Source organism: Allobosea sp., from assembly GCF_051860145.1.
Classification (GTDB): domain Bacteria; phylum Pseudomonadota; class Alphaproteobacteria; order Rhizobiales; family Beijerinckiaceae; genus Allobosea.
On record NZ_JBHYEM010000002.1, the window covers coordinates 448,961 to 473,073 of the forward strand.

Genomic DNA, 24,113 nt, shown 5'->3' on the forward strand with positions numbered 1-24,113 from the left:
TGCTTATTTCTCGGCGCCGGCCGTCAGGCCACCGACCAGATAGCGTTCGAGGAAGAGGTAGATCAGCAGGATCGGCAGCGCGACGAGGATGGAGGCGGCCGAGATCTCGCTCCAGTTGCTGACATATTCGCCCTTCATCGTCGTGATGCCGAGATTGGCGGTCCAGTTGCCCTGGGCGTTGGTCAGGAAGGTGCGTGCATAGGCGTAGTCCGACCAGGACAGCACGAAACCGTAGAGCGCGGTCGCCGCCAGGCCCGGCGCCGAGACGGGCAGGATCACCCTGACCATGGCGCCGAGCGGCGAGCAGCCATCGACCATCGCCGCCTGCTCCAGCTCGCGCGGGATCGTGTCGAAATAGCCCTTCAGCATCCAGGTGGTGAAGGGGATGATCAGCGTCGCGTGGGCAAGGATGATCGACCACAGGCTGCCGATCAGTTCGAGATTGCGGAAGATGCCGAAGAGCGGGATGACCAGCAGCGTCGCCGGCAGCATCTTGGCGGTCAGAATGAAGAGCCCCAGCGACTGGCCGCCGCGCACCCTAAAGCGCGACAGGCTGTAGCCGGCCAGCACCGAGACGACCATGGAAAGGGTCACGGCCCCGATCGCCGCCAATGCCGAATTGCCGAGCCAGAGCAGGATCGGCCGCTCGGCCATGATCTGCCCGAACACGCCCCAGCGCGGCTGGTCCGGCCAGAATTTCGGCGGCAGCTGGCGCAGTTGGTCCGGTTCGGAGAGCGCGGTGACCACGAGCCAGTAGATCGGGAAGACCAGCATCGCGCAGGTCAGGATCACCAGGGCATAGAGCAGGAGGCTGTGGCGCGGGCTGCGTCTCATCGGCATCCTCCTCAGATATTGTCCGGCGCGCGGCCGATCATCAGCCGGCTCGCGATGACGCAAACGATCAGGGTGATGACGCCGATGGCAGAGGCATAGCCCATGCGGAAGAAGCCGAAGGCCTGCTCATAGGTCATGATCGAGAGGCTCTGCGTCGCCTTCAGCGGCCCGCCGCCAGTCAGAACGTAGATGATCGAGAAGTCGCGGAAGACCCAGAGCATCACCAGGACCAGCGTCACGCCGAGCACCGGCATCAGCGAGGGAATCGTGATGTGCAGCAGCCGCTGCCAGGCGCTGGCGCCATCGACGCGGGCGGCGTTGTAGAAATCCTCGGGGATCGACTGCAGCCCCGCCAGCATCATGATCGAGACGAAGGGATAGCCCTTCCAGACCATGGTGACGCAGACCACGACGAAGGCCGCCGTCGGCGACGAGAACCAGTTGATCGTGGTGTCGACGAGCCCGAGCTTGATGAAGATCCAGTTCATCAGGCCGAAGGAGGAATCGAACAGCCAGGCGAAGATCACCACGGCGATCACCTCCGGCACCGCCCAGGGTAAGGCGACGAGAAGCCGGGCCAGCGCCTGCCCCTTGAAGCGGTTATTGACCAGCAGCGCCGTCGCCATGCCGAGCAGGAAGCAGAAGAAGCTGACGATGGTGACGAGCTTGAAGGTGACCCAGCAGGCGTTCCAGAAATCCTCCGACGCGAAGAGGCGGGCATAGTTCGCGGTGGTGAAGGGCCGGCGCGGCTGGTCGAGCCGGGCGATATTGACGTTCTGGAACGAGAGATCGACCGAGACGAAAAGCGGGTAGACGATGATCAGCCCGATCAGCAGCACCGCCGGCGCGAGCAGCAGATAGCCGAGCCAGTGCCGCCTGCTCGGGCGCGCGAGATCGAGGCTGAAGGCTGATCGGGGCATGGTCCAAAACTCTCCTACCGGGCGCCGCGGCTGCGACCTGCCCCCTCTCCCCTTGCGGGAGAGGGTTGGGGTGAGGGGTCTCGCGACGCTGCCGGTTCGACAGGTCGATACCCGCTGACGGGCAAGGTAGCGCGACCCCTCATCCGCCCCTTCGGGGCACCTTCTCCCGCAAGGGGAGAAGGAAGGGCGCTACTGCTTCTGCAGCGCCTCGGCCTTTTGCTGCATGGTCGCGGCGACGACCTTGGGGTCGAGGTCCTGGATGATCATGCGCTGCGATTCCTCCATGACCATCTTGGCGAACTCGTTGAAGACGAGCTCCAGGCCCTTGGGGATACGGTCAACCTTGGCATCGGCGGCAGCCTTCGTCGCCTTCACCAGCAGGTCGAAATGCGGCGTGTCCTTGGTCGCGGCCGAGGTGTCGGCGCGCGGGCTCGGCGGCGGCGAGGCGCCAAGCGTCGCATAGCTCGACTGGAACTTGTCCGAGGTCGCGATCTGGATGAAGTCCCAGACCAGCTTCTTGTTCTCCTTCGAGATCTCGGACGCGATGCCGAGCACGTTCGACGAACCGCCGACCGGCGGGTTGAACGGCACCATGGCGAGCTTGATCTGGTCCTTGGCCTTGCCCTTCTGGATGATCGGGTACAGCCAGGGGCCGTCGCTCTTCATCGCGATCCGGCCGTCTGCGAACATCTGGCGGACCTCGCCGGCCGCGAGGTCGCGCGGCGTCAGGCTGTCCTTGACGATCGTCTTCCAGCGCGACAGGCCTTCGACCATTTGCGGCGTGTTGATCGTCACCTTGCCGGCATCATTGGTCCAGCGGCCGCCGGCGTCGAGCGTGTAGTTCATCATCTCGCTCATGTACTGGCCGCCGCCGCCCTTGGTCTCGTGGCCGGTACCGAACTGGTCGACGATGCCATCGCCGTTGATGTCCTTGGTCAGCTTGCGCGCCGCGGCGAGGAATTCCGCGTAGTTCTTCGGGACTTCGAGCCCCTCTTTCTTCAGCAGATCCTCGTTGTAAGCGAAGATGTAGCCGAAATAGAGCATCATGGTGCAGACGGTCTGCTTGTTCCAGACGCAGGTGTCCTGCCCGGCCCAGCCCTTCATGTCGAGCTTGGCGTCCTTGATGTAGCCGTCCAGCGGCTCCAGCCAGCCATTATCCGCGAATTTCTGGAACTCGAAGGAGGCGAGATGGACGATGTCGGGCGGCTTCCCGCCGGCAAACAGCGTCGTCATCGTGTCGGCATAGGCGCCGCGCTCTACCTTGGTCCATTCGATCTTGATGCCGGGATGGGTGGCCTCGAACTCCTTGATCACCGAGCCCCACCAGTCGCCGACGCCGCGCTCGTCCTTCTGCCAGGAGACGAATTTCAGCACCTTGCCCTGGGCAAGGGCCACGCCGGAGCCGAACGTCGCCGCCAATGCGAAGGCGGCGGCCGCCGCCATGCGGGTCAATCTCCTGGAAGAGATGCTCTTGGAAGACATGGTCTTTCCTCCCTTTTCGCTTTTATGATTGGTGTTTCTGCAGCAGGCCGAGCGCCTCCTCCGACGGCTCGACACCGAGGCCCGGCCCGCTCGGCAGGCAATAGGCTCCGTCACGACAATCCATGTCGCCGACGAGCAGCCGGCGGTTGGGCTCGAAGATCGAGTGCTGGAACTCGTGGCATTCCACCGCGGCGAGCGCCGAGCTCGCATGCAGGCTCGCCGCCAGGAACAGGCCGATGCCGATCGTGGCATGCGGGATCACCCGCAGATGATGGATCTGCGCATAGAGCCCGATACGCATGAACTCCGTCACGCCCTTGTGGCCCATCTCGGGCTGGACGATGGCGCAGGCCCGGCGTGCCACGCGTGGCACGAGATCGTAGACCGTGCGCCATTCCTCGCCCGCCGCGACAGGCGTCGAAACGCGCGCGGCGACATGGGCGAGCCCGTCGAGATCCTCCGGCTTGACCGGCGCTTCGGCGAACCAGAGCCCGTGCGGCTCCATCGCCTTGATCGCCACAACGGCCTCCTCGCCGGTATGGACCCAATGCATGTCGCAAGCGATACGGGCACCGGGCCCGAGCCGCTCGCGCAAGGTCGCGATCTCGGCGACATTGCCGTCATCGGCGACCGGTGCCGCAAACTTGAAGCTGTCGAAGCCCTTTGCCTGCCATTCGGCCGCGAAATCGGCGCGCTCAGCGCGGGTCTTCTTCGGCAGGCCCGAGACATAGGCCGGCAGGGCCTCATGCCGCTGGCCGCCGAGCAGCTTGACCAGCGGCAGGTTCGCCAGTTTCCCGCACAGGTCCCACAGCGCGATGTCGATCGCCGCCAGCGCGTCGAGATAGAAGCCGCCGATATAGCCGCGAACCCGCATCAAATCGTAGAGATCGTCATGGATCACGCAGACGTCGTGCGGGTCGCGTCCGACGACGAAGGGCGCGAGCAGATCGTCGATGATCGCCATGGCGGCGCCCGGCGCGACGATGCCATAGGTCTCGCCCCAGCCGACCGCGCCGCCCGTCGTCTCGATCCGCACCACGACCGTGCGGTCCACGGTGGGATAGACGGTCCGGTTTCCCTTGCGCACGATATAGCCGCGCTCGTTGACGCTCTCGCCCGGCCGCAGCGCGCCGAGATAGGGCGTCTCGCGCGGAATGGTGATCGAGAAGACCTCGACCCTGGCGACCCGTTCGCTCATCCGCGCGCTCCGGCGGCGAGCGCCCGCGGCGGCGCCGTTTCGCGCATCAGATCGGCGCTCGCATCGAGCCAGGCATCGATCTCGGCGATGTCGTGGTCGTCCATCGGCGGCACCTTCGCGCGCACCATCCGGTTGTCGAGAATACCACGCCGCGACAGGACATGCTTGGTGAAGGCCATGCGGAAATTCGCCTGGATGACCAGCAGCGGCAGCGTGCGCATGTAGAGCTCGCGCGCCTTCCCGACATCGCCGGCACGGTAGGCCCGGTCCATGGCGACATGCACATCCGCCAGCTCGACCGCCGGCATCGCGCCGCAGGCGCCGCGATTATACTCGTCGATGAAATAGCGCGCCCCGCCGCCGCCGATGACGCCCTTGAGATGGGCCGGCTTGCCGGCGACGAGCGCCGAGATCGCCAGCCCGGAGGGCAGCGTCTCTTCCTTGACATAGGTGACCGCCGGATTGCCGCGCACGATCTCCAGAATGGTGTCGGGCTTCAGGCCGGAGCCGCGCGGAGCCGGCGCGTTCTGCAGCACGATTTCGAGGCCGGGCACCGCCGCCGCGATCTCGCGATAGAAGGCCGACACCGCTTCGGTGGTCGTGCCGACGCTCTTCGGCGCCTGGATCATCACGGTCGCGACGCCGTTGGCGAGGGCTTCGCGGCAATGCGTGATGGCCTCGACGGCGCTCGGCGCGCTCGCACCGGCGACGATCGGCACCCGGCCGCCGACCCGTCCGACGACGAGCTTCAGCAGCGTCGCACGCTCGCTGGCGGAGAGCTCGTCGACCTCGCTGGCGAAGCCCGGAAACACCACGCCGTCGACGCCGGCGCCGAGCGCGAAATCGGTCACCCGCGCCATCGCCGCCCTATCGATCTCGCCCGCCGCCGTGAACGGCGTCGGCAGCACTGGAAGAATGCCTTGCAGCACGTCTCGCTCCCTATCGATCCATATAATGGATCAATTGTTATCTAATATGGACCATAATTCGTAGGATGCATTGGCGTCAAGCCGCAGCATGGCGAGCAGCGCCGGCCGCAGGACCGCGCTCTGGAAAAGGTCGGCGATATCGCGTTGAGCGGCGAGCCGGCGGCGTTCCGCCGGCCTCGCGCCTGCGCTAGGCGCGGCGATCGAGGATCGCGTCGGCCATCTTCTCGGCCAGCATGATGGTCGGCAGATTGGTGTTGGCGCGCGGCACGCTCGGCATGATCGAGGCATCGACGACACTGAGCCCGGGCACGCCATGGACCCGTGCGGTGGCGGGATCGACGACGGCAAGCCGGTCCTCGGCCGGGCCCATCCGGCAGGTGCCCGAAGCGTGCCAGCCGCCGATCGTGTGCTTGCGCACGGTGTGATCGAGCAAGTCCTCGTCGGCGAGGACTGCGGCCAGCCTGCTGCCGGGAGCGAGCAGGCGCCCGATGATCTGGCGGCGCAACCCCGCCGGGCCGTCCATGCCGAGCGCCGGAGCCATTGTGAGAAGCCAGTTGCGCCAGTTGATCGCGCCGACCATCGCCGCCATCGCGCCATGGGTCGAGGCGAAGGGATCGAGCGCGGCCTTCTGCATCTCCGGCGTCGCGAAGGCGGTCGCCATGAAACGGAAGGCCGCCTTCATGCGCCGGAAGTCGCGCTCGTCCGAAAGGAGCTGGAAGGCCACTTCCGGGTAAGCCGACGCCTCTGGAGATGTCAGCCGAACCCAGCCCTGCGAATAAGGCTTGTTGATCCAGCTGAACAGCGAGCCGATCCGCCGGCCGATCGGATGCCAGGCCGATTTGGCGACGACGACCGTGAACATGTCGTTTGCCGGGCTGCCAGCCTCGCTCGAAGTGTAGCGCAGCGCCATCTGTACATGCCGCCGCGGCGTCTCGCCCATGCGGGCGCCCGGCCTGATCCAGGCCGACATCGAGATCGCCGGATGCTCCTGGAGATTGGCGCCGACGCCGGGCAGATCGCGAACCACCGCGATGCCGAGACCCTTGAGGTCGTTTGCCGGGCCGATGCCGGCGCGCAGGAGCATCGCCGGCGATTGCAGCGCGCCGGCCGCAATGACGATCTCGCGCCCGCGCAGCACCTCGCCCGCGAACTCGACCCCGACCGCCCGGCCATCCTCGATCACGATCCGCGACACGGCCGCGTTCGCCCGGATGGTCAGGTTCGGTCGCGCCCGGACGGCGGCGTCGAGATAGCCCATCGCCGCCGAACTGCGCTGATGCCGGTTGGTCGAGAGCGCCATCGGGAACCAGCCATCGTCGAAACAGGCATTCTGATCGCCGATATTGCGATAGCCGAGCCGCTCGAAGGCATCGGAAGCGGCCCTGGTAAAACCGGGCCAAAGGTCGGGAAAGACCCTGCTGATCTTGATCGGCCCGTCGGCGCCATGCAGCGGCCCGTCATGGTCGAGATCGGATTCGAGCTTGCGGAAATAGGGCAGGACGCCGTCCCAGTCCCAGCCGGCGGCGCCAAGCGTGGCCCATTCGTCGTAGTCGTCGGGCGTGCCGCGGTTGCCGAGTTCGCCATTGATGCTCGACCCGCCGCCCATCACCCTGGCCTGGCCATAGTTCTTCAACGCCGGCCGCCGCGGATCGTTATGCGAGAGCGGCTCGAAATAGACCTTGAGTCCCTGCCATTGATAGGCCGGGTTGAAGGAGGCCCGGTAGGGATAGACGTCCTTGATCTCGTCCGGCTCCTGGCCGGGCAGATGGTCCTGTCCCGCCTCCAGCAGAAGCACGCGGTTCGCGCTGCGTGCCGACAACCGGCTCGCCAGCACGGAACCGGCAGAGCCGCCGCCGACGATGATGAAATCCCATACGGGTGCCATGCCGTAATCCCCGAGCGATGTTCCTGAGAACGGAAGAAGCCGCCGCCTTCGCGCTATTTCTCGAGCATGAAGACGCTATTTTTCCAGCGTGAAGACTTGGAGCGCCTTGCGGTTGCGGCTGATGAAATCCCAGTCATAGGCGACGCCGAGGCCGGGATCGGTCGGCACCGGGAAGCAGCCATCGGCGCCGATCGCATCGAGCTCGTCGCTATAGCCCGAGCCGAAGACCGGCGGCACGGGATTGCGCACGCCGGGCGCCACCAGCGAGAGCTCGTACCAGTTGCTGTTGCGCATCGCGGCCATGCAATGGCGCTGCGCCGGCCCGGCCGCATGGATCTCGCAATCCAGCCCGAAGGCCTCGGAGAGATGGGCGATCTTCATCGCGCCGGTGATGCCCATGTCGTAATCGGGATCGGTGCGGGTGAAATCGGTGGCGCGCTCCGTGATCCAGGGCGCCTTCGCCTCCAGGCCCCGGACATGCTCGGTGAGCAGCAGCGGCGTCTTGACATGTTCCTTGAGCTGGCGCGCGGCATGGGGCGACCAGCCGGCATCCATGAACGGGTCCTCGTACCAATAATAGCCGCCCTCGTCGCAGGCCTTGCCGACATGGATGGCGTCGGCGAAGGTCTTGAGCTCGCTCGCCGCGTCGTACATCAGCGTCATCCGGCCGCCGACCTGCCTGGCGCAATGCAGCAGGTTCTCGGCCTCCTCGCGGGCGTCGCCCTCGCCCCAGCCATGGATCTTGAAGCCGCGATAGCCCAGCGCGAGGCATTGCTCGGCGAAATCGCCATAGGCCTCCTTGCTGTCGAGGATGCCGTGCCGGCCACCGTTCAGCGTGCTGGCATAGACCGGCAGCCGCTCGCGATAACCGCCGAGCATGCGCCAGACCGGCTTGCCTGCGGACTTGCCCGCCAGATCCCAGAGCGCGATGTCGAGCGCCGAATGGCCGACAGCCATGAAATGCCGGTGCAGGCGCTTGAGCTTGTTGTAGATCGCCTCGCGCGCCTCGGCGTCCTCGCCGAGCAGATGCGGCACGAGCCCGCGCACCTGCCCGACCATCACGCCGTTCTTGCCGCTATGGACGCTGCAATACTCGCCGCGCTCGCCATCGACGGTCTCGATGACGACGGCGAAGGCCGAGAGCTCGCTCTTCGCGCCCTTCATCACGCAGCGGTTGCCGCTCGCGTCGACGCCGAGATTGTCCACCGTATAGCCGAACTCGTGCAGCTCGACCCGCGCGATCCGGCTTCCAGGCCGCGTTCCCGTCCCACCCGCCATGTTCCGGCTCCTCCGCGATCAATTCGCTTGCCAACGCAAAGTTGTCTGACTACTATTTAATTAGTCCTATAACTTGGAGCGCGTCAATGGACAGCGCAAACGATCAGGAAAGCAGGGCGGATGCCGCCTACCGGCACCTCCTCGCCTATATCGAGCGCGAGGATCTCGGCGAGGGCGCGCGCCTGCCGTCGGAGAGCGAGTTCGTCGATCGTCTCGGCCTGTCACGGACCAGCATCCGCGAGGCGCTGGCGCGGCTGCGCGCCGAAGGTCGCGCGGTTTCGCGCCGCGGCTCGGGCAGCTTCGTGTCCGCGGGCGTCTCGGCCGAGATGGTGCGGCTCTCGGCGATCGACTCGGTGCAGGACCTGATCGACTGGCACGAGTTCCGCGTCGCGCTGGAGAGCGAAGTCGCGGCCCTGTCGGCGGAAAGGCGGCGTGAGGAGGATCTTGCGGAGATGCGCCGGGCTCAGGATGCCTTGCTCGGCAAGCTCGCGACGGGGCAGGCGGAGGCGGAGGATGCGGCCTTCCACCGTGCCATCGCGATCGGCGCCCGCAATCCAAAACTGCTCGACGCCGTCGGTGCGCTTGCCGCCCATATCTTCCGCTGGAGCAAGTTCACCGGCGAGCGCGGCATCCTCACATTGACCGAGCGGCGCGAGATCATCGCCGTCGAGCATGGCGAGATCATCGCCGCAATCGCCGAGCAGCGGCCCGATCTCGCGCGCGCCGCCGTGCGCCGGCATCTCCTCAACGGGCGGGCCCGCGTGCTGAGCTCGCTGAAGCTCTGACGATCAAGGCAGTATGACAACTTAACAAGAAATCAGCCAGGGAGGGTGACCCATGACGAAGGATCTCGGCAGGTATTTCGATCGCAGGCAGGCGCTGACGGGCGCGCTCGCGGCGGGTGTCGCGATGCCGTTCATCAGCCGCACCGGCCTTGCCCAGTCCGCCGATTCGATCCGGATCTGGACCTTCATGAGCGCGGAGGGCCAGTCGCCGCGCGAGAAGGTCTTCAAGGCGCTGATCGACGAGTTCCAAGCCAAGCACAAGACGCGCGTCGTGGTCGAGGCCCAGCCCTTCCAGGAACTCGAGACCAAGTTCGTCGCGGCAGTGGCGCAGCGCCGCGCGCCCGACCTCGTCTGGCTGCGCGACACCTTCCTCAGCCTGGTGGTCGACCGCAACGGGCTCGCCGACCTCGACCAGGAGCTGACGCCGCAATTCCGGCAGCAGGCCCTGCCCGACATGTTCGACGTCTTCACCCGGAAATCCGTCTTCAACGGCAAGCGTGTCTCGCTGCCGCTCTGGCCCTCGCCGGCGCAGATCATCTTCTATCGCAAGGACGCCCTGCGCGAGATCGGCCTCAGCGAACCGCCGCTCGAATGGGGCGGCTTCGTCGAGGCCGCGGCCAAGCTCAGCAAGGGCAACCGCATCGGCTTCGGCCTGCCGACCAGCGACAACAGCGTCTCGGCCTTCATCAACATCATGTCGGGTTTCGGGCCGGAGATCTTCGATCCGGCCACCGGCAAGCTCGACCTCACCGGGCCGCAGGCTGTCGAGACTGCCCAGACGGTGCGCAAGCTGGTCGCGGGCGGGGCCGTCTCGAAGACGCTGCTCAACGCCATGGGCGACGATATCCAGGACCAGTTCGCCGCCGGCCGCTTCGCCATGGCCCAGGCCTTCGCGCCGCGCTTCCAGCAATATCAGAAGATCGCCGCCGCCTATGATCCCAAGGAGCTGGCTCCTTGCGCCTGGCCGTCCTTTGAAGGGCGCCCGCCGGCCGTCCTGCTCGGCCCGTACTGGACCGTCGGCCTCGCCGCCACCTCGCAGAACAAACCCGCAGCCGTCGCCTTCCTGGAGACGCTCTACAGCCCCGAGGCCTCGATGAAATGGGCCAAGGAGGCGAGCCTGATCCCGGACCGGCGCTCGGTGATGTCCGATCCCTGGTTCCAGACGCCGGCGGCCGCGGTCACCGCGGAGTTCTTCAAGCTGCTCTCCGGCAAGGGCGCCTTCGTCTTCCCGCAGCGCGTGCCGGACATCACCAAGATCTTCACGGTGCTCAACACCTCGCTGCAGGAGATCATCGGGACGGACGAGGCGGTTCCTGCCGTCCTGGCGCGCGCCAAGTCCACGCTCGGCTGGTGAGCAGGACCATCAAGCCATGACCGAAATGACGGCAAGCACGCAGCGCATCCCGCTGCGTTCGGTGGAGGACGCGGCGCGGGCGACGCGCCGCGTCGGGACGGCGCTCGTCGGCCCGGCTGTCGCCGTGATCGTCGCCATCAACATCCTGCCGGCACTGTTCGGCTTCTATTCGAGCCTGCGGAAGATCTTCTTCTTCGGCGACGAGGGCTATGTCGGCCTCGCCAATTTCAGCGCGCTCTTCGCCGATCCGCTGACCTGGCAGGCGATCGGCCGCTCGCTCGTCTTCACCTTCGGCGCGCTCGGCCTCGCGGTGCCACTGGCGCTGCTCGCGGCGCTCGCCGTGCGCGAACTCGGCGCGCGCGGGCGCATCCTGCTGACCCTGCTGCTCGTGCCCTGGGCGATGAGCCCGATCGTCGTCGCGCTATTGTGGAAATGGATCCTGCTGCCCTCGCCCGGCGGGCTCTTCGCCAGCCTGCTCGCGCTCTTCGGCGCCGCGCCGGTCAATCTGCTCTCCGACCCGGTCTATGCGATGCCGACCGTGATCGCGGTCGCGGTCTGGCGGACCTTCGCCTTCGCCGCGATCATCCTGACCGCCGGGCTCGGGCAGATCCCCAAGGATCTTTACCGCGCCGCCTCCGTCGATGGGCTCACCGTGCTCGAGCGCTTCCAGCGCATCACCTTGCCGCTGCTCGCGCCCTCGATCCTGATCGTGCTGTCGATGCTGACGATCAGCTATTTCAACGAGGTCCAGGTCATCATCGGCCTGACCTCCGGCGGCCCGATCCGCTCGACCACGACGCTCGGCTACCAGCTCTACCTCACCGGCTTCGTCGAGCTGGATCAGGGGCGCGGCAACGCCATCGCCGTCATCATGTTCCTGATCAATCTCGTGCTGATCGTCGGCTATGTCAGGCTGCTCGGCGGCAAGTCCGGAGGCGCGGCATGAAAACGCCTGGCCGCATCTTGCTGCTCGCCGCCTGCGCTGTGGCGGCCGTCATCGTGCTCGGTCCGATCTTCTGGGCGCTCTCGACCTCGCTGAAATCGAACAGCCACATCTTCGCGGTACCGCCGCGCTGGATCCCGGACGAGCCGTCGCTGGAGCATTTCCGCCGGCTGCTCGCCGAAGGCGTCCACTGGAGCTTCCTCAACAGCGCGCTCTATTCGGTGAGCGCCGTGGCAGCCGCGGTCGCGATCGGCGCCGTCGCCGGCTACGCGCTGGTGCGCTATCCGATCCCCGGCAAGAAGCTGCTCCTCGTCCTGTTCATGGGCGTGATGGCGATCCCGAGCTACGCGCTGCTGCTCCCGACCCAGATCGTCTTCGTCAATCTCGGCCTGTTCGACACCAGGCTGGCTTTGCCGATCCTCTATGCCGCGCATGTCATCCCCTTCGCGGTCTGGATGACGCGGGCGCATTTCGCGGCGATGCCGCGCGAGCTGGAACAGGCCGCGCTGGTCGATGGCTATTCAAGGTTCGAGGCGGTCTGGAAGGTCATCCTGCCCGGCGCGCGCCCGGCTTTGATCGCGGCGGCCGCCTTCGGCTTCCTCTATTCCTGGAACGACTACATCACCGCGACGACCATGATCGAATCGCCCGATCTGCGGACCCTGCCGGTCGCGCTGATCTTCTTCCAGGGCTTCCATGGCCGCGATTGGGGGGCGCTGATGGCCGGCGTCGTCATCGCCACGCTGCCGCCCGTCACGTTGTTCCTCGTCTATCGCCGCTACCTGATCGGCGGCTTCGCCGAAGGCTCGGTCAAAGGGTGACCCTTTCCATGCTCAGCCCCACCCCGCCGCAGACAGGCTCCAGCGCCCGCTCGGTGAAGTTCATCGATGTCGCCAAGCGTTTCGGGCCCGTCACCGCGGTCGCCGACGTCAATCTCGACATCGCGCCCGGCCAGTTCGTCACGCTGCTCGGGCCGTCCGGCTGCGGCAAGTCGACGACGCTCGGCATGATCGCCGGGCTCGAATTGCCGAGCCAGGGGCAGATCCTGATCGGCGGGCGCGACGTCACGACGGTGGCGCCGGCGGATCGCGACATCGCCATGGTGTTCCAGTCCTATGCGCTCTACCCGCATCTGACGATCTTCGAGAACATCGCCTTCCCGCTACGCGCCCGGCGGCGGCGGACGAGCGAGGCGGAGGTCTCGCGCAAGGTCCGCGACGCTGCGACCATGCTGGGGCTCGACGCCCTGCTCGAACGCTTGCCGCGCGAGATCTCCGGCGGGCAGCGCCAGCGCGTCGCGCTCGGCCGCGCCATGGTGCGCACGCCGACCGTCTATCTCCTCGACGAACCGCTCTCCAATCTCGACCAGCAATTGCGGGTGCAGATGCGCTCCGAGCTGAAGGACCTGCACCAGCGCCTCGGCGCGACCATGCTCTACGTCACGCATGACCAGGGCGAGGCCATGACCTTGTCCGATGTCATCGCGGTGATGTCGGCCGGGCGCATCGAGCAGGTCGGGCCGCCCAGGGAACTCTATGACCGGCCGGCCAACCTCTTCGTCGCCCGCTTCCTTGGCGAGCCCGGCATGAACATCTTCGCAGGCGACAGGGCCGACGGCCGGCTGCGCTCGCCCGGCGTGGCGATCGCGCTGCCGCCGGACCTGCCGGCGGGCGCGGCCGGCCTTTGCGCCGGCATCCGCCCCGAAGACCTCGTCGTCAGCACGGAGAAGGACGCGGAACTGACAGGCACGGTGCGCACCGTCGAATTCCTCGGCTCGCGCAGCCTGATGCGCGCGGATATCGGCGAGACGCTCGTCACCGCCTTCCTGCCGCCCGACCTGCAATGCGAGCCGGGCCAGTCGATCGGCCTTTCGCCATCGAGCCCGTCCCGCGTCAGGTGGTTCGATGCCGGCAGCGGCGCCGCCATCGCGCAGCCGGGCTGAGCGATGCGGCATATCCCCAGCATCGATCTGGCCGAGGCACGTGCGGCCGCTGATCTCGCCTTGCAGGAAGCGCGCCGGCGCGGCTACGCCGTTACGGTCTGCATCGCCGATGCGACGGGCACCCCGCTCGTCGTCCTGCGCGACGACGGGGCGCGGATGACGAGCCTCGAGATGGCCTGCAACAAGGCCTGGACCACGGTCGCGCATCAGCGCGCGACGCAGGAGCTCGCGGCGGTGATCCAGCCCGGCCAGCCCGGCTTCGGCGCCAATACCCAGCTCGGCGGGCGGCTGTCGGCGCTACCCGGCGGCTACCCCGTCCTGATCGAGGGCGATGTCGCGGGCGGCATCGGCGTCAGCGGCGGCGATGCCGTGACCGATATCGCCGCAGCCGAGGCCGGTCTGGCCACGTTAGGCCGCCGAGCCGAAGTCGCGTAACCGCGCCCGGCTCAGCCGAGCAGCTTTCCGGGATTGAGGATCGACTTGGGATCGAGCTCGCGCTTGAGCGCCGACAGCGCCCGCAGACCCGTCGGCGAAATCTCGACCTCCAGCCAGGGCTTGTGCTCGACGCCGACCGCGTGGTGATGCGTCAGGGTGGCGCCGTTCTGCATGAAGACGTCGGTGATCAGGTTCTTGTAGGAATAATACTGCTCTCGTTCCGAGCCGGCCTGCTGCGCCGCCGCGTAGGTGAAATAGAGGCAGGCGCCGGTCTCGTAGCTATGCGAGATATGGCAACCGATGAAGCCCGCGCCCCGGTCTTCCGCAAACCTGGCGTTCACCGCGGCGATCGTCTTGTCATAGAGCGGGACGACATCCGCCCAGGTTGTCGCCGTCTCGGCGACGTCGCACATCACGCCGCGATCCATGACGTAGTCGCGCAGATAGGGGATGTTGTATTTGTCCTTCGACCAGGTGTCGCCGATGCTGTTGCCGAGCGAGAAACCGCCGAATTTCTTCAGGATCGGCAGCGTCGCGGAGCGTTCCTGCCGGACCTGCTCCGCCGAACCTTCGAAGCCGACGACCATGATGCAGGGCGCGCTGTAGCCGCGGCGTTTCAGATGCCGCTTGACCAGTGACTGGACGAAGCCGGCCAGGCCCTTGGCCGGCGCCTTCATATGGGCGGCGAGTTCGGTCTCGTTGCTGTCCTGCAGCCTGATCATGCTCGGCACATGCCCGGCCCGCCAGCAGGCATGGATGGCGGCGACGCCCTCCGGGAAGCTGCGGAAGAGGAAGCCGCGATAGTCCTTGTGCGGCGGCACCGGATGCACCCCCATCGTCGCTTCGGTGATCACGCCGAGAACACCCTCGGAACCGCACATCATGCGGTTGAGGTCCGGCCCCGCCGAGGAGGCAGGAACCGGGCGCGTCTCGATCGTGCCGCGCGGCGTCACCATCCTCATGCTGAGGACCATGTCCTCGATCCGGCCATAGGCGTCAGACTGCATTCCGGCGGAGCGGGTCGCGAGCCAGCCGCCCAAGGTCGAGAACTCGAAGGAATCGGGGAAATGCCCGAGCGAGAAGCCCTTGGCCTGCAAGGCGGCCTCGAGCTCCGGCCCGCGCATCCCGGCCTGGATGACCGCGACCTGCGAATGCGGATCGACGCTGACGAGCCGGTTCATGTCGCGCATGTCGAGCGTCACGATCATCCGGGTCTCGGAGGCGAGCGGATCGATGCCGCCGACGATATTCGTCCCGCCGCCGAACGGGATGAGACAGACATCATGCTCATGCGCCAGCGCGACGAGGCGCTCCACCTCATCATGCGAGGCCGGATAGACCACCATGTCGGTCGCGCGCGGAAGCGCGCCGGCGCGCGCCGCCAGCAGGTTGGGATAGCTCTTGCCGAAGCAGCGATGGAGCCTTGCGTCGTCGTCGCTCGTGTAGCGCGCGGCCGCAAAGCCCTGCTCCAGCGCCTCGCAGAAAGCGGCGTTCACCACCGGGCGCGGAATGACGAGCCGGTCGCGCGCCACCGGCGGCCTGAGCCGTGTCTCGGGAAGCGCGAGACGGCGGCGGATCCATGGCCACAGCTCCGGCTTGTCCTCCATCGGGAAGGATTTTTCGGCGTCGCCCCACCCCCACCACTTCATCGCAGACCCTCCGCCATCATGCGGGAATCCGGACGGGCATCGGCGCTGGGGCATGGGCGGCCGCGCCGATGCCCCAGTCCTTCGCCTCGGCATAGGCGAGCAGGCGCGCGAGATAGGCCTCGTCGATCTCGGGCGCGGCCACGTACTCATCGGCGAGTTCACGCCTCAAGCCGTCGTCGCCGAACCGCGCCTCGCCCGTCGTATAGGGCAGATAGGACAGCAGCACCTTTTCGATATTGTGGTGCAAGCGCGACAGGACGGGCGGCATCGCCGCAGCGAGACGCTCCTTCTCGACAGTGCTCTGCACGATGCGCACGCCCTCGATCCTGAGCAGACGCAGCGACGTCTCGAGCATGTCGCGCACCCGCGGCGGCTCGGGATGCACGACATGGAAGGTCGCGTTCCGGGACGGCTTGCCGAGCAGGCGCACGACCGTCTGCGCCGCCCAGTCCAGCGGCACGAGATTGAGCGTCGCCTCGTCCCTGATCTGGACCGCGACGGGCAGCGCGACCGTGTCGAACCCGCTGATCCGGATGCCGTCCGGAAGCCTGTCCCGCCCGCGCCGCCGCATGCTGGCTGCGGCGAGGGCGAATGGCTTCAGATAGGTGTAATAGGCGTCGAACGCCGGAATGCTGCCATCCTGGCAACCGATCAGGATGCTCGGGCGATGGACCGTAAAGGAGCGCCCCGCAGCCTGCGCCGCCCAGGCCCTGACCAGCGTCTCGCCAAGATATTTGGAATGCTCATAGGCATTGCGCCAGCTTTGGCCGGCATCGAGATCCTCCTCGGCGAAGCGCTCGGAATCGCCGGCCACATAGGCAGTCGAGACATGGCGGAACTCGCTGACGCCAAGGGCCTCCGCCAATACGAGGATATTCCGGACGCCTTCGACATTCGTCGCCTGGGCCGCGCGGCTGTCGCGAAACTCGATACTGGCCGCGCAATGCAGGATCGTATCGATCCGGCCCCGCCACGTGGAGATGACGTCGGTGGATAGCCCGCAAAGAGGCTCGCGGAGATCGCCGCGCCAGACGGCGACATCGACGCGCGCGCCGATGATGGCGGCCACCCGCGCCTGGACATGGGCCTGATCGCGCCCTCTCACCAGGCAGACGACGCTGTGCCCCTGCCCAAGAAGCCGCTTGAGCAATTGTGAGCCAAGTGTGCCGCAGGCGCCGGTGAGCAAGATGGTACGGTTCATTCACTCATCCGGCGATCGGCGCGCTTCGTCATTGGGGATATACAGATTTGGATCACGGCTTCAACTTGCGCGTAAAGAATATCGGCGAACTGCGCAAGTCGCATGCCTTCGCCTCTCCGAAGGTTGCAGCCGAACCAATATTGAGGCTGTTCTGCCTGCAGCCGGTAGTCCTGGACCTCACAATGTCGCCAGGAAAGCATCCAGCCCGGCAAAGTAATCGTCCCAACTCCGCGGCGAGAATTGTGCGGCGAGCGTCCTGCTCTCGCGCCAATAGGCATCGTCGAAGGCCAGTCGCTCGATCTCGTTCTTCCAACCCAAGCCGTCGAGCGGGTGATGGAAGGCGCCGCAACCCTGGGTCACTTCGCGAAACACCGGAATATCGCTGGCGACGACCGGCGTGCCGAGCGCCAGCGCCTCGATCAGCGGCAACCCGAAACCCTCCATGAAGGACGGCATCAGCAAGCCCCGCGCATGCGCGACCAGACGGTTGAGCGTCGGCGAGGAGAGATTGGAGACTTCCAGCACATGGCCGCGCAAGGCGTCGCAGCGCTCCAGCAGGTCGATCACCTGCTCGTTCTCCCAGCCGCGCTTGCCGACGATGAGCAGCTTGGGCACGGGTTTTCCGCCGAGCGCCATCTCCCGCCAGATCTGCAGCAGGAGCAGATGGTTCTTGCGCGGCTCGATGGTGCTGCAAATGACGAAATAGGGTGCGGCGTCGAGCAGGTCGACGGGCTCCTCGCGGCGCCGGAATTCCGGCCCGGGCGGGAAGGCCGCGACATGGATCTGGATATCCTTGCGCCCCGCCTCGGCCGCCAGCAGGGCGAAGCGCTCGCGGACGGCGCTGCTGGAGACGATGACCGCCTTCGCGCGCCGCAGGATCGTGGCGAAGGCCTTTCGGATGCGCAGGTCGTGGCGGGGCCAGAAATATTCGGGGTAGTCGATCGGCAGCAGGTCATGGACCACGAAGACCGGCTTGATGTCGGGCCTCGCATCGAGCCAGTTGAAGAGCTGCGGCTTGTGCAGGCTGGCGAAGGCGACGTTGAGATAGACCGCCCCCTCCGGAACCCGCAGGCGCCGATCATTCCGCGCCCAGACTTCCAGGCTCTTGCTCGACAGGCCGGCATGGCGGATCGGCGGCCGCGCCGAGGTGAGCCGCCTCAGGCTCGGCTGGCGGCCTTGCAGCCACTCGCTGATCGCCATGAAATCGGCGTCGGGCCCTTGCGGATCGCCCTCGTGCCAGCGCCCGAGCACGGCATCGATATGACGGCGCACCGCGACCGGCGCGTGCAGGCGCGGTCCCAGCAGTCCGAGTCGGACCCCCGCCGCCAATACGCCCGGCTGATGCGCGAGATGCTGACCATAGGCCATGTCGATCCGCCCGATGCCCGTCGGCGTGGCCGTGAACAGCCTGGCGGCATAGTTGCTGATGTCATAGGCGATGTGCGGGCGCATGCCGGGCGAGTTCGATCTGTCAGAAGAGTGCGAAGGTGATCAGCCCCGCTGCAAGGCCGGCACAGAGATCATCCGCCATGACCCCGACACCCGGCGGATTCAGGTGCTCGAGCCGGTTGATCGGCCAGGGCTTCCAGATATCGAAAAGGCGGAACAGCGCGACCGCGACGAAGGGCGCCCATGGCGACGCATTGCCGGCTAGCCACAACGCCAGCAGGGCGCCGGCGACCTCGTCGACCACGATGATCTGGGGGTCCTGCTCGCCCGTCGATCTCGCGACGGCGGCGGAACTCGCAATGCCGATCACGACCAGCCCAGCAACGGCTAGCCCGTAGAGACGCGCATCGACCGAGAACAGCAGCCAATCCACCGGCAGCATCGTCAGGGCCGCCAATGTCCCCGGGCCCGGCCTGAGCAGGCCGATTCCGAACCAGGTCGCGAGCCAGAACGACCAGTCCCGGCGCAGCTCGCCGGTCGCGACTTTCGCCTGATAGGGCCGCCCCGCCCCCATCAGCCGACGACCTCGTCCTGCCCGGCGATGAATTGCTGGGTGAGCACGCGGCTCGCCTCGTCGGTGAACTGCTTCGGCGGAGACTTCATGAAATAGGCGGAGGGCCCGATCACCGCCCCGGCCAGGCCGCGGTCCATGGCGAGCTTGGCGCAGCGGATCGCATCGATCACGACGCCCGCCGAATTGGGCGAATCCCAGACCTCGAGCTTGAGCTCAAGATTGAGCGGCAGCCCGCCGAAGGACGTCCCCTCCAGCCGGATATGCGCCCATTTGCGATCGGTGAGCCAGGGCACGAAATCGCTCGGGCCGACATGGATGTCGTCCGGCGGCAACGGGGTTTCGAGCAGCCCCGTCACCGCGCGGGTCTTCGAGAGCTTCTTGGATTCCAGCCGCTCGCGCTCCAGCATGTTGCGGAAATCGGAGTTGCCGCCGAAATTGAGCTGGTAGGTCCTGTCCAGCCGCACGCCGCGCTCCTGGAACAGGTTGGCCAGCACCCGGTGAACGATCGTCGCTCCGACCTGGCTCTTGATGTCGTCGCCGATCAGCGGCAGGCCGCGCTCCTCGAACCGGCGGCGCCAGTCCGGATTGGAGGCGATGAAGACCGGAATGCAATTGACATAGGCGCAGCCGGCCTGGAGCGCGCATTCGGCGTAGAATTCGCTCGCGAGCTGCGACCCGACCGGCAGATAGGAAACCAGGACATCCGTGCCGGATTCCGCCAGCGTCCTGGCGACGTCGACGACGCGCGCATCCGATTCGACGATCTCATCGCTCATGTAGCGGCCGATGCCGTCCATCGTCGGGCCGCGCTGGACGATCACTCCGCTTGGAGCCACCTCGGCGAAGCGCTGCCCATTGTTCGGCTGGGCGAAGATCGCTTCCGCGACGTCGCGGCCGACCTTGTCGGCATTGACGTCGAAGGCGCTGGAGATTTCGACATCGCCGATACGGTAGCCGCCGAGATCGACATTCATCACGCCCGGAACCGGTTCGTTGCCGGTGGTATCCCGGTAGTACGCCAGGCCCTGCACGAGGGACGCGGCGCAGTTGCCGACGCCGACGATGCCGACACGAACTTTCTTCTCAGCCAAGACAGCCGCCCCCGCTCACACCCCTGATGATCGCTCGCCGCCCGTTTCGGGACATCCGGCGACCAGCCGCCCTGAAACGCATCAACTATGCACGCGATCGCGCACCTTCTCGATCAGCCACAGGCCGAGGCCGGTCACCCCCAGGGCCCAGGCGGCGCCGTACCCCAACGAATAGTGCGTCACGGTCGATGGGCCGAAAAAGCCACCGCGAAAGGCCTCGTAAGCATGCACCATGGGCATATAAAGGATCACCTTTTGCCCTTTTGCCGAGAACCATTCGACCATGAAGAACGCGCCGGACAGCGGCACGAGCAGATACTGGATCGGCTGCATGAACCGCTCGAAGATTTCCGAATACTCGCTCGCCGCCGCCAGCATACAGCCGAAGCCGAAGCCGAGCCCCGCCATCAGCAGCCAGCCCGCCAGCATCAACGAGAAATCATAGATTGGCCCAAGCACGCCGAAGGCAAAGAGCACGCCATAGACGATCAGCAGAGCGGCGGTCGTTCCCAGAAATTCCAGCGCCAGGCGTGAAATGACCGCATCGAGATAGGTCACGTTCCGATGGTAGAGAAGATTTCGGCTGGACCGGAGGATGAAGACGGCCGGCATCGTCATGTGCCGCCACAGCGTCAGCGGCAGATAGCCCGTGAACACGATGGCGACGACCTGAAGGCCATGCTCGAAAGGCGGCTTCAGGATCGACCACATCAGCATCACGCCGGAGCAGAGCAGCATCGGTTCGAGGATGACCCAGACGAAGCCGAGATTCTCGCGGCCATAGCGCGTGACCAGGAAGCGGATGACGAGCGCGTTCATGGTGCGCGCCTGCACGGCGAGCGAGGCGCGCAGCGACGGCGCCCGCGTCGGCCTCAGCACCGCGCTGTCCTCAGTGGCGCTCGATGGCATGTTCGCGGACCCCCTGCGATAGCAGCCAGCCGACAAAGAAAAGCAGCAAGGTCGCGCAGAACGTGACGATGACATTGCGCAGCCGTCTCGGCTCCGCCGAGTAATCCGCCGCCCGCGGCTCGACGATGCGTTCGAGATAGAGCTGCTGCCGCCGCGCTTCAGCGTCAATTTGTAGCAACTCCAAGGGCGCTACATCTCCGCAAATCGATGCTCGGAGAGATGGCCCGACACTAAACAGAACGAAACGCTTGGTTTGCACGACCATAGGCAATTCGCCGCCCGGCGCCGCAGTCGCATCGATTGCTCGGGCGAGGAAATGAAGCGGCTAGCCCCAAGCGCTCCTTCACAAAATCATTCTCCCGATAGTGTCGCGGCAAGCCAATTTTTTCTTGCCGCGAGCGAAACGGTGATCCACAAGCCAAGCAATGGCCTGTATGACCCGTGCCCCTTAGATTATCGCGCCCAGATGCTTCATCTTAGACAGCTAGAAGCCGAATCCATTCACATCATTCGGGAAGTTGCCGCCGAATTCCATAATCCGGTGATGCTCTATTCGATTGGCAAGGATTCGGGCGTACTGGCCCATCTCGCGCGCAAGGCGTTCTGGCCGTCGAAGCCACCCTTCCCGCTGCTCCATGTCGACACGACCTGGAAGTTCCGCGAGATGATCGCCTTCAGGGACAAGTTCGTCGCGGCGCTCGGGCTCGACCTCCTCGTCCACATCAACGAGGAGGGCCTGGCGCAGGGCATCAACCCGATCGATTCCGGCTCCTCCCTCCACACCCAGGTCATGAAGACCGAGGCGCTGAAGCAGGCCCTCGAGCAATACGGTTTCGACGCGGCCTTCGGCGGCGCGCGGCGCGACGAAGAGAAAAGCCGCGCCAAGGAGCGGATATTTTCGCTCCGCAATGAACGCCATGGCTGGGACCCGCGCAACCAGCGCCCCGAGCTCTGGCAGCTCTTCAACACGCGCCTGCGCCAGGGCGAGACGATGCGGGTCTTCCCGCTCTCGAACTGGACCGAGCTCGATATCTGGCGTTACACCCTGGCCGAGCGCATCCCGGTCGTGCCGCTCTATCTCGCACGCGAGCGCCCCGTGGTGCGGCGCGCGGGCACCTGGATCATGGTCGATGACGAGCGCTTCCGGCTGGAGCCGGGCGAACGTCCTGAAATGCGCTCGATCCGGTTTCGTTCGCTCGGCTGCTATCCGCTCAGCGGCGCGATCGAATCGCAGGCCGCGACACTCGAGGATGTCATTGCCGAGATGAGCGGCACGACGACCTCGGAGCGGCAGGGACGGCTGATCGACAGCGACGAGAGCGCCTCGATGGAGCGCAAGAAGCGCGAGGGCTATTTCTGATGGCCAATCCTGCCCTGGCCCAGGCCTATGCCGCCGCCTTCACGGAGGCCGACCAGACGCCGGAGCCGGTGCGGCCGGCGCCCGTTCCGGTCGAGCGCGCCGAGACCTTGCGCTTCCTGACCTGCGGCTCGGTCGATGACGGGAAATCGACGCTGATCGGGCGCCTGCTCTACGACGCAAGGCAGATCTATGACGACCAGCTCGCCGCCCTGCAGCGGGATTCGAGCCGCTTCGGCACGACCGGCGACGAGATCGACTTCGCGCTGCTGACCGACGGGCTGGAGGCCGAGCGCAGCCAGGGCATCACCATCGACGTCGCCTACCGATTCTTCAGCACCGGTCGCCGCTCCTTCATCGTCGCCGACACGCCCGGCCACGAGCAATACACCCGCAACATGGCGACCGGCGCCTCGACCGCCGACCTCGCCATCATCCTGATCGATGCCCGCAAGGGCATCCTGCCGCAGACGCGCCGGCACGCCTTCATCTGCTCGCTGCTCGGCATCCACAGCGTGGTGCTCGCGGTCAACAAGATCGACCTGATGCCCGACAAGGAGGCGACGTTCCGTGCGATCGCGCAGGAATTCGCCGCCTTCTCGGAGCATCTCGGCTTTGCCGTCACCGCGATCCCGATCTCGGCGCGCTATGGCGACAATGTCGGCTCGCGCAGCACGAGCATGCCCTGGTATGACGGCCCGACTTTGGTCGAGCATCTCGAGACGGTCCAGCCGCCGCCTCCGTCGGAAACGAGCAGCTTCCGCTTCCCAGTCCAGTGGGTGAACCGGCCCGATGCCGATTTCAGGGGCTATTCCGGCACCATTCGCGGCGGCCAGATCGAGCTCGGCGACCCGGTGATGGAAGCGGTCTCCGGCCGCACCACCCGCATCGAACAGATCATCGGCGCCGATGGCGAACGCTCGGCTGCCCAGGCCGGAGAGGTCGTCACCCTGGTCCTGGCCGACCAGATCGACCTGAGCCGCGGCGACGTCCTGTGTTGCCCCGGCGACCAGATCTCGGTCGCCGACCAGTTCTCCGCCCACCTGATCTGGATGGCGGACCAGCCCCTGCTGGCCGGGCGCGAATATCTCCTGAAGATCGGCACCAGGACGGTCCCCGCGACGGTGACCGCCATTCGCCACACGGTCGATATCGAGCATTTCAACAAGCTCGCCTCGACCCAGGTCCGGCACAACGAGATCGCGTTCTGCAATTTCTCCACGAGCTTCCCGATCGCCTTCGACGCCTACAGGCACAACCGGCAGACCGGCGGCTTCATCCTGATAGACCGCGTCAGCAACGCGACGGTCGGCGCGGGCATGATCGAGGTCGCGCTGCGGCGCGCCTCGAACCTGCATCTGCAGAAGGTGACGATCGACAGCGCCGCGCGCGCCGGGCTGCTGGGCCAGAAGCCGGCCGTGCTCTGGTTCACCGGCCTGTCCGGCGCCGGCAAGTCGACGATCGCGGACCTGGTTGAGCGCAGGCTGCACGCCGCCGGACAGCTCACCTATCTGCTCGACGGCGACAATATCCGGCACGGCCTCAACCGCGATCTCGGCTTCACCGAGGCCGACCGCGTCGAGAACATCCGCCGCGTCGGCGAATTGTCCAAGCTGATGACCGATGCCGGTCTCGTCGTGCTCTGCTGCTTCATTTCGCCCTTCGCGCGCGAGCGGCAAATGGTGCGCGAGCTGCTCGGCGAGACGGCCTTCCTCGAGGTCTTCGTCGAGACCTCGCTCAAGACCTGCATCTCGCGCGATCCGAAGGGCCTCTACGCCAAGGCGCAACGCGGCGAGATCCGGAATTTCACCGGCTTCGACTCGCCCTATGAAGAGCCTGCCAACCCCGAGATCCGGCTGAAGACGGAGGGCAAGAGCCCCGAGGAACTGGCGGATCTGGTCATCGAGCAGATGGCGAGGCACGGCCTGCTCCGGCAGCGAAGCGGACGATAGGGCCGG

The 24,113-nt window shown here is 66.3% G+C and carries 22 protein-coding genes; 8 read left to right on the forward strand and 14 right to left on the reverse strand.

Annotated features, from left to right (window positions below; genetic code table 11):
* Window positions 1-3: 3 nt before the first annotated feature.
* From ACTIF2_RS05425 to ACTIF2_RS05455, 7 genes are all read right to left on the reverse strand, one after another.
* Window positions 4-834 carry a carbohydrate ABC transporter permease gene (locus ACTIF2_RS05425; RefSeq protein WP_439496018.1) on the reverse strand — a complete coding sequence of 277 codons (831 nt, stop codon included), beginning with the start codon at window positions 832-834 and terminating at the stop codon, window positions 4-6.
* Window positions 835-845: 11 nt separating this feature from the next.
* Window positions 846-1,754, reverse strand: coding sequence for a carbohydrate ABC transporter permease (locus ACTIF2_RS05430; protein ID WP_439496019.1), 909 nt, complete (start codon window positions 1,752-1,754; stop codon window positions 846-848).
* A gap of 189 nt (window positions 1,755-1,943) precedes the next feature.
* Window positions 1,944-3,197, reverse strand: coding sequence for an ABC transporter substrate-binding protein (locus ACTIF2_RS05435; RefSeq protein ID WP_439496020.1), 1,254 nt, complete (start codon window positions 3,195-3,197; stop codon window positions 1,944-1,946).
* Between the two features lie 61 nt (window positions 3,198-3,258).
* Complete coding sequence (locus tag ACTIF2_RS05440; protein WP_439496021.1) at window positions 3,259-4,434, reverse strand: mandelate racemase/muconate lactonizing enzyme family protein; 1,176 nt, start codon at window positions 4,432-4,434, stop codon at window positions 3,259-3,261.
* Window positions 4,431-5,363, reverse strand: coding sequence for a dihydrodipicolinate synthase family protein (locus ACTIF2_RS05445; protein WP_439496022.1), 933 nt, complete (start codon window positions 5,361-5,363; stop codon window positions 4,431-4,433). Before ACTIF2_RS05445 ends, ACTIF2_RS05440 begins: the two co-directional genes overlap by 4 nt.
* 187 nt (window positions 5,364-5,550) lie before the next feature.
* Window positions 5,551-7,248, reverse strand: coding sequence for a GMC family oxidoreductase (locus tag ACTIF2_RS05450; RefSeq protein WP_439496023.1), 1,698 nt, complete (start codon window positions 7,246-7,248; stop codon window positions 5,551-5,553).
* A 75-nt stretch (window positions 7,249-7,323) separates the two neighbouring features.
* Window positions 7,324-8,526, reverse strand: coding sequence for an enolase C-terminal domain-like protein (locus ACTIF2_RS05455; protein WP_439496024.1), 1,203 nt, complete (start codon window positions 8,524-8,526; stop codon window positions 7,324-7,326).
* Between the two features lie 86 nt (window positions 8,527-8,612).
* Here ACTIF2_RS05455 and ACTIF2_RS05460 point away from each other — a divergent pair, with 86 nt between their 5' ends.
* Genes ACTIF2_RS05460 through ACTIF2_RS05485 form a run of 6 tightly spaced genes read left to right on the forward strand, consistent with a single transcriptional unit; the run spans window position 8,613 to window position 13,985 of the window.
* Entirely contained in the window at window positions 8,613-9,311 is a 699-nt protein-coding gene (locus ACTIF2_RS05460) for a FadR/GntR family transcriptional regulator (protein ID WP_439496025.1), read from the forward strand.
* Window positions 9,312-9,363: 52 nt separating this feature from the next.
* Entirely contained in the window at window positions 9,364-10,665 is a 1,302-nt protein-coding gene (locus ACTIF2_RS05465) for an ABC transporter substrate-binding protein (protein WP_439496026.1), read from the forward strand.
* A gap of 16 nt (window positions 10,666-10,681) precedes the next feature.
* Window positions 10,682-11,611 carry a carbohydrate ABC transporter permease gene (locus tag ACTIF2_RS05470; protein WP_439496027.1) on the forward strand — a complete coding sequence of 310 codons (930 nt, stop codon included), beginning with the start codon at window positions 10,682-10,684 and terminating at the stop codon, window positions 11,609-11,611.
* Complete coding sequence (locus ACTIF2_RS05475; RefSeq protein ID WP_439496028.1) at window positions 11,608-12,429, forward strand: carbohydrate ABC transporter permease; 822 nt, start codon at window positions 11,608-11,610, stop codon at window positions 12,427-12,429. Before ACTIF2_RS05470 ends, ACTIF2_RS05475 begins: the two co-directional genes overlap by 4 nt.
* Window positions 12,430-12,437: 8 nt before the next feature.
* Complete coding sequence (locus ACTIF2_RS05480; protein WP_439496029.1) at window positions 12,438-13,550, forward strand: ABC transporter ATP-binding protein; 1,113 nt, start codon at window positions 12,438-12,440, stop codon at window positions 13,548-13,550.
* 3 nt (window positions 13,551-13,553) lie between these two features.
* Entirely contained in the window at window positions 13,554-13,985 is a 432-nt protein-coding gene (locus ACTIF2_RS05485) for a GlcG/HbpS family heme-binding protein (protein WP_439496030.1), read from the forward strand.
* An 11-nt stretch (window positions 13,986-13,996) separates the two neighbouring features.
* Here the strand turns inward: ACTIF2_RS05485 and ACTIF2_RS05490 are convergent, their stop codons facing one another.
* From ACTIF2_RS05490 to ACTIF2_RS05520, 7 genes are all read right to left on the reverse strand, one after another.
* A complete protein-coding gene (locus ACTIF2_RS05490; RefSeq protein ID WP_439496031.1) occupies window positions 13,997-15,634 on the reverse strand; it encodes an FAD-binding oxidoreductase in 1,638 nt (545 codons plus the stop codon).
* Between the two features lie 16 nt (window positions 15,635-15,650).
* Window positions 15,651-16,835: an SDR family oxidoreductase gene (locus tag ACTIF2_RS05495; protein ID WP_439496032.1), complete on the reverse strand. Its 1,185-nt coding sequence runs from the start codon at window positions 16,833-16,835 to the stop codon at window positions 15,651-15,653.
* Window positions 16,836-17,012: 177 nt separating this feature from the next.
* The gene (locus ACTIF2_RS05500) at window positions 17,013-18,287 is read right to left on the reverse strand and encodes a glycosyltransferase family 4 protein (protein ID WP_439496033.1); all 1,275 of its coding nucleotides are present in this window, start codon (window positions 18,285-18,287) and stop codon (window positions 17,013-17,015) included.
* A 19-nt stretch (window positions 18,288-18,306) separates the two neighbouring features.
* A complete protein-coding gene (locus tag ACTIF2_RS05505; RefSeq protein WP_439496034.1) occupies window positions 18,307-18,798 on the reverse strand; it encodes a phosphatidylglycerophosphatase A family protein in 492 nt (163 codons plus the stop codon).
* Window positions 18,798-19,889: an inositol-3-phosphate synthase gene (locus tag ACTIF2_RS05510; RefSeq protein ID WP_439496035.1), complete on the reverse strand. Its 1,092-nt coding sequence runs from the start codon at window positions 19,887-19,889 to the stop codon at window positions 18,798-18,800. Before ACTIF2_RS05510 ends, ACTIF2_RS05505 begins: the two co-directional genes overlap by 1 nt.
* An 81-nt stretch (window positions 19,890-19,970) precedes the next feature.
* Complete coding sequence (locus ACTIF2_RS05515) at window positions 19,971-20,798, reverse strand: ABC transporter permease (RefSeq protein ID WP_439496036.1); 828 nt, start codon at window positions 20,796-20,798, stop codon at window positions 19,971-19,973.
* Window positions 20,779-20,982: a hypothetical protein gene (locus tag ACTIF2_RS05520; RefSeq protein WP_439496037.1), complete on the reverse strand. Its 204-nt coding sequence runs from the start codon at window positions 20,980-20,982 to the stop codon at window positions 20,779-20,781. The genes ACTIF2_RS05515 and ACTIF2_RS05520 overlap by 20 nt, the downstream gene beginning before the upstream one ends.
* A 282-nt stretch (window positions 20,983-21,264) precedes the next feature.
* Here ACTIF2_RS05520 and cysD point away from each other — a divergent pair, with 282 nt between their 5' ends.
* Both cysD and cysN read left to right on the forward strand, forming a co-directional pair.
* Window positions 21,265-22,158 carry a sulfate adenylyltransferase subunit CysD gene (gene cysD / locus ACTIF2_RS05525; RefSeq protein ID WP_439496038.1) on the forward strand — a complete coding sequence of 298 codons (894 nt, stop codon included), beginning with the start codon at window positions 21,265-21,267 and terminating at the stop codon, window positions 22,156-22,158.
* Window positions 22,158-24,107 carry a sulfate adenylyltransferase subunit CysN gene (gene cysN / locus ACTIF2_RS05530; protein ID WP_439496039.1) on the forward strand — a complete coding sequence of 650 codons (1,950 nt, stop codon included), beginning with the start codon at window positions 22,158-22,160 and terminating at the stop codon, window positions 24,105-24,107. Before cysD ends, cysN begins: the two co-directional genes overlap by 1 nt.
* Window positions 24,108-24,113 lie beyond the last annotated feature (6 nt).

Excerpts from the sequence above, each read along its gene's own strand:
- ACTIF2_RS05425 (WP_439496018.1), bottom strand. The coding sequence starts at position 834 with ATGAGACGCAGCCCGCGCCACAGCCTCCTGCTCTATGCCCTGGTGATC.
- ACTIF2_RS05430 (WP_439496019.1), bottom strand. The coding sequence starts at position 1,754 with ATGCCCCGATCAGCCTTCAGCCTCGATCTCGCGCGCCCGAGCAGGCGG.
- ACTIF2_RS05435 (WP_439496020.1), bottom strand. The coding sequence starts at position 3,197 with ATGGCGGCGGCCGCCGCCTTCGCATTGGCGGCGACGTTCGGCTCCGGC.
- ACTIF2_RS05440 (WP_439496021.1), bottom strand. The coding sequence starts at position 4,434 with ATGAGCGAACGGGTCGCCAGGGTCGAGGTCTTCTCGATCACCATTCCG.
- ACTIF2_RS05450 (WP_439496023.1), bottom strand. The coding sequence starts at position 7,248 with ATGGCACCCGTATGGGATTTCATCATCGTCGGCGGCGGCTCTGCCGGT.
- ACTIF2_RS05455 (WP_439496024.1), bottom strand. The coding sequence starts at position 8,526 with ATGGCGGGTGGGACGGGAACGCGGCCTGGAAGCCGGATCGCGCGGGTC.
- ACTIF2_RS05460 (WP_439496025.1), top strand. The coding sequence starts at position 8,613 with ATGGACAGCGCAAACGATCAGGAAAGCAGGGCGGATGCCGCCTACCGG.
- ACTIF2_RS05465 (WP_439496026.1), top strand. The coding sequence starts at position 9,364 with ATGACGAAGGATCTCGGCAGGTATTTCGATCGCAGGCAGGCGCTGACG.
- ACTIF2_RS05470 (WP_439496027.1), top strand. The coding sequence starts at position 10,682 with ATGACCGAAATGACGGCAAGCACGCAGCGCATCCCGCTGCGTTCGGTG.
- ACTIF2_RS05475 (WP_439496028.1), top strand. The coding sequence starts at position 11,608 with ATGAAAACGCCTGGCCGCATCTTGCTGCTCGCCGCCTGCGCTGTGGCG.
- ACTIF2_RS05480 (WP_439496029.1), top strand. The coding sequence starts at position 12,438 with ATGCTCAGCCCCACCCCGCCGCAGACAGGCTCCAGCGCCCGCTCGGTG.
- ACTIF2_RS05485 (WP_439496030.1), top strand. The coding sequence starts at position 13,554 with ATGCGGCATATCCCCAGCATCGATCTGGCCGAGGCACGTGCGGCCGCT.
- ACTIF2_RS05490 (WP_439496031.1), bottom strand. The coding sequence starts at position 15,634 with ATGAAGTGGTGGGGGTGGGGCGACGCCGAAAAATCCTTCCCGATGGAG.
- ACTIF2_RS05495 (WP_439496032.1), bottom strand. The coding sequence starts at position 16,835 with ATGAACCGTACCATCTTGCTCACCGGCGCCTGCGGCACACTTGGCTCA.
- ACTIF2_RS05500 (WP_439496033.1), bottom strand. The coding sequence starts at position 18,287 with ATGCGCCCGCACATCGCCTATGACATCAGCAACTATGCCGCCAGGCTG.
- ACTIF2_RS05505 (WP_439496034.1), bottom strand. The coding sequence starts at position 18,798 with ATGGGGGCGGGGCGGCCCTATCAGGCGAAAGTCGCGACCGGCGAGCTG.
- ACTIF2_RS05515 (WP_439496036.1), bottom strand. The coding sequence starts at position 20,798 with ATGCCATCGAGCGCCACTGAGGACAGCGCGGTGCTGAGGCCGACGCGG.
- cysD (WP_439496038.1), top strand. The coding sequence starts at position 21,265 with ATGCTTCATCTTAGACAGCTAGAAGCCGAATCCATTCACATCATTCGG.
- cysN (WP_439496039.1), top strand. The coding sequence starts at position 22,158 with ATGGCCAATCCTGCCCTGGCCCAGGCCTATGCCGCCGCCTTCACGGAG.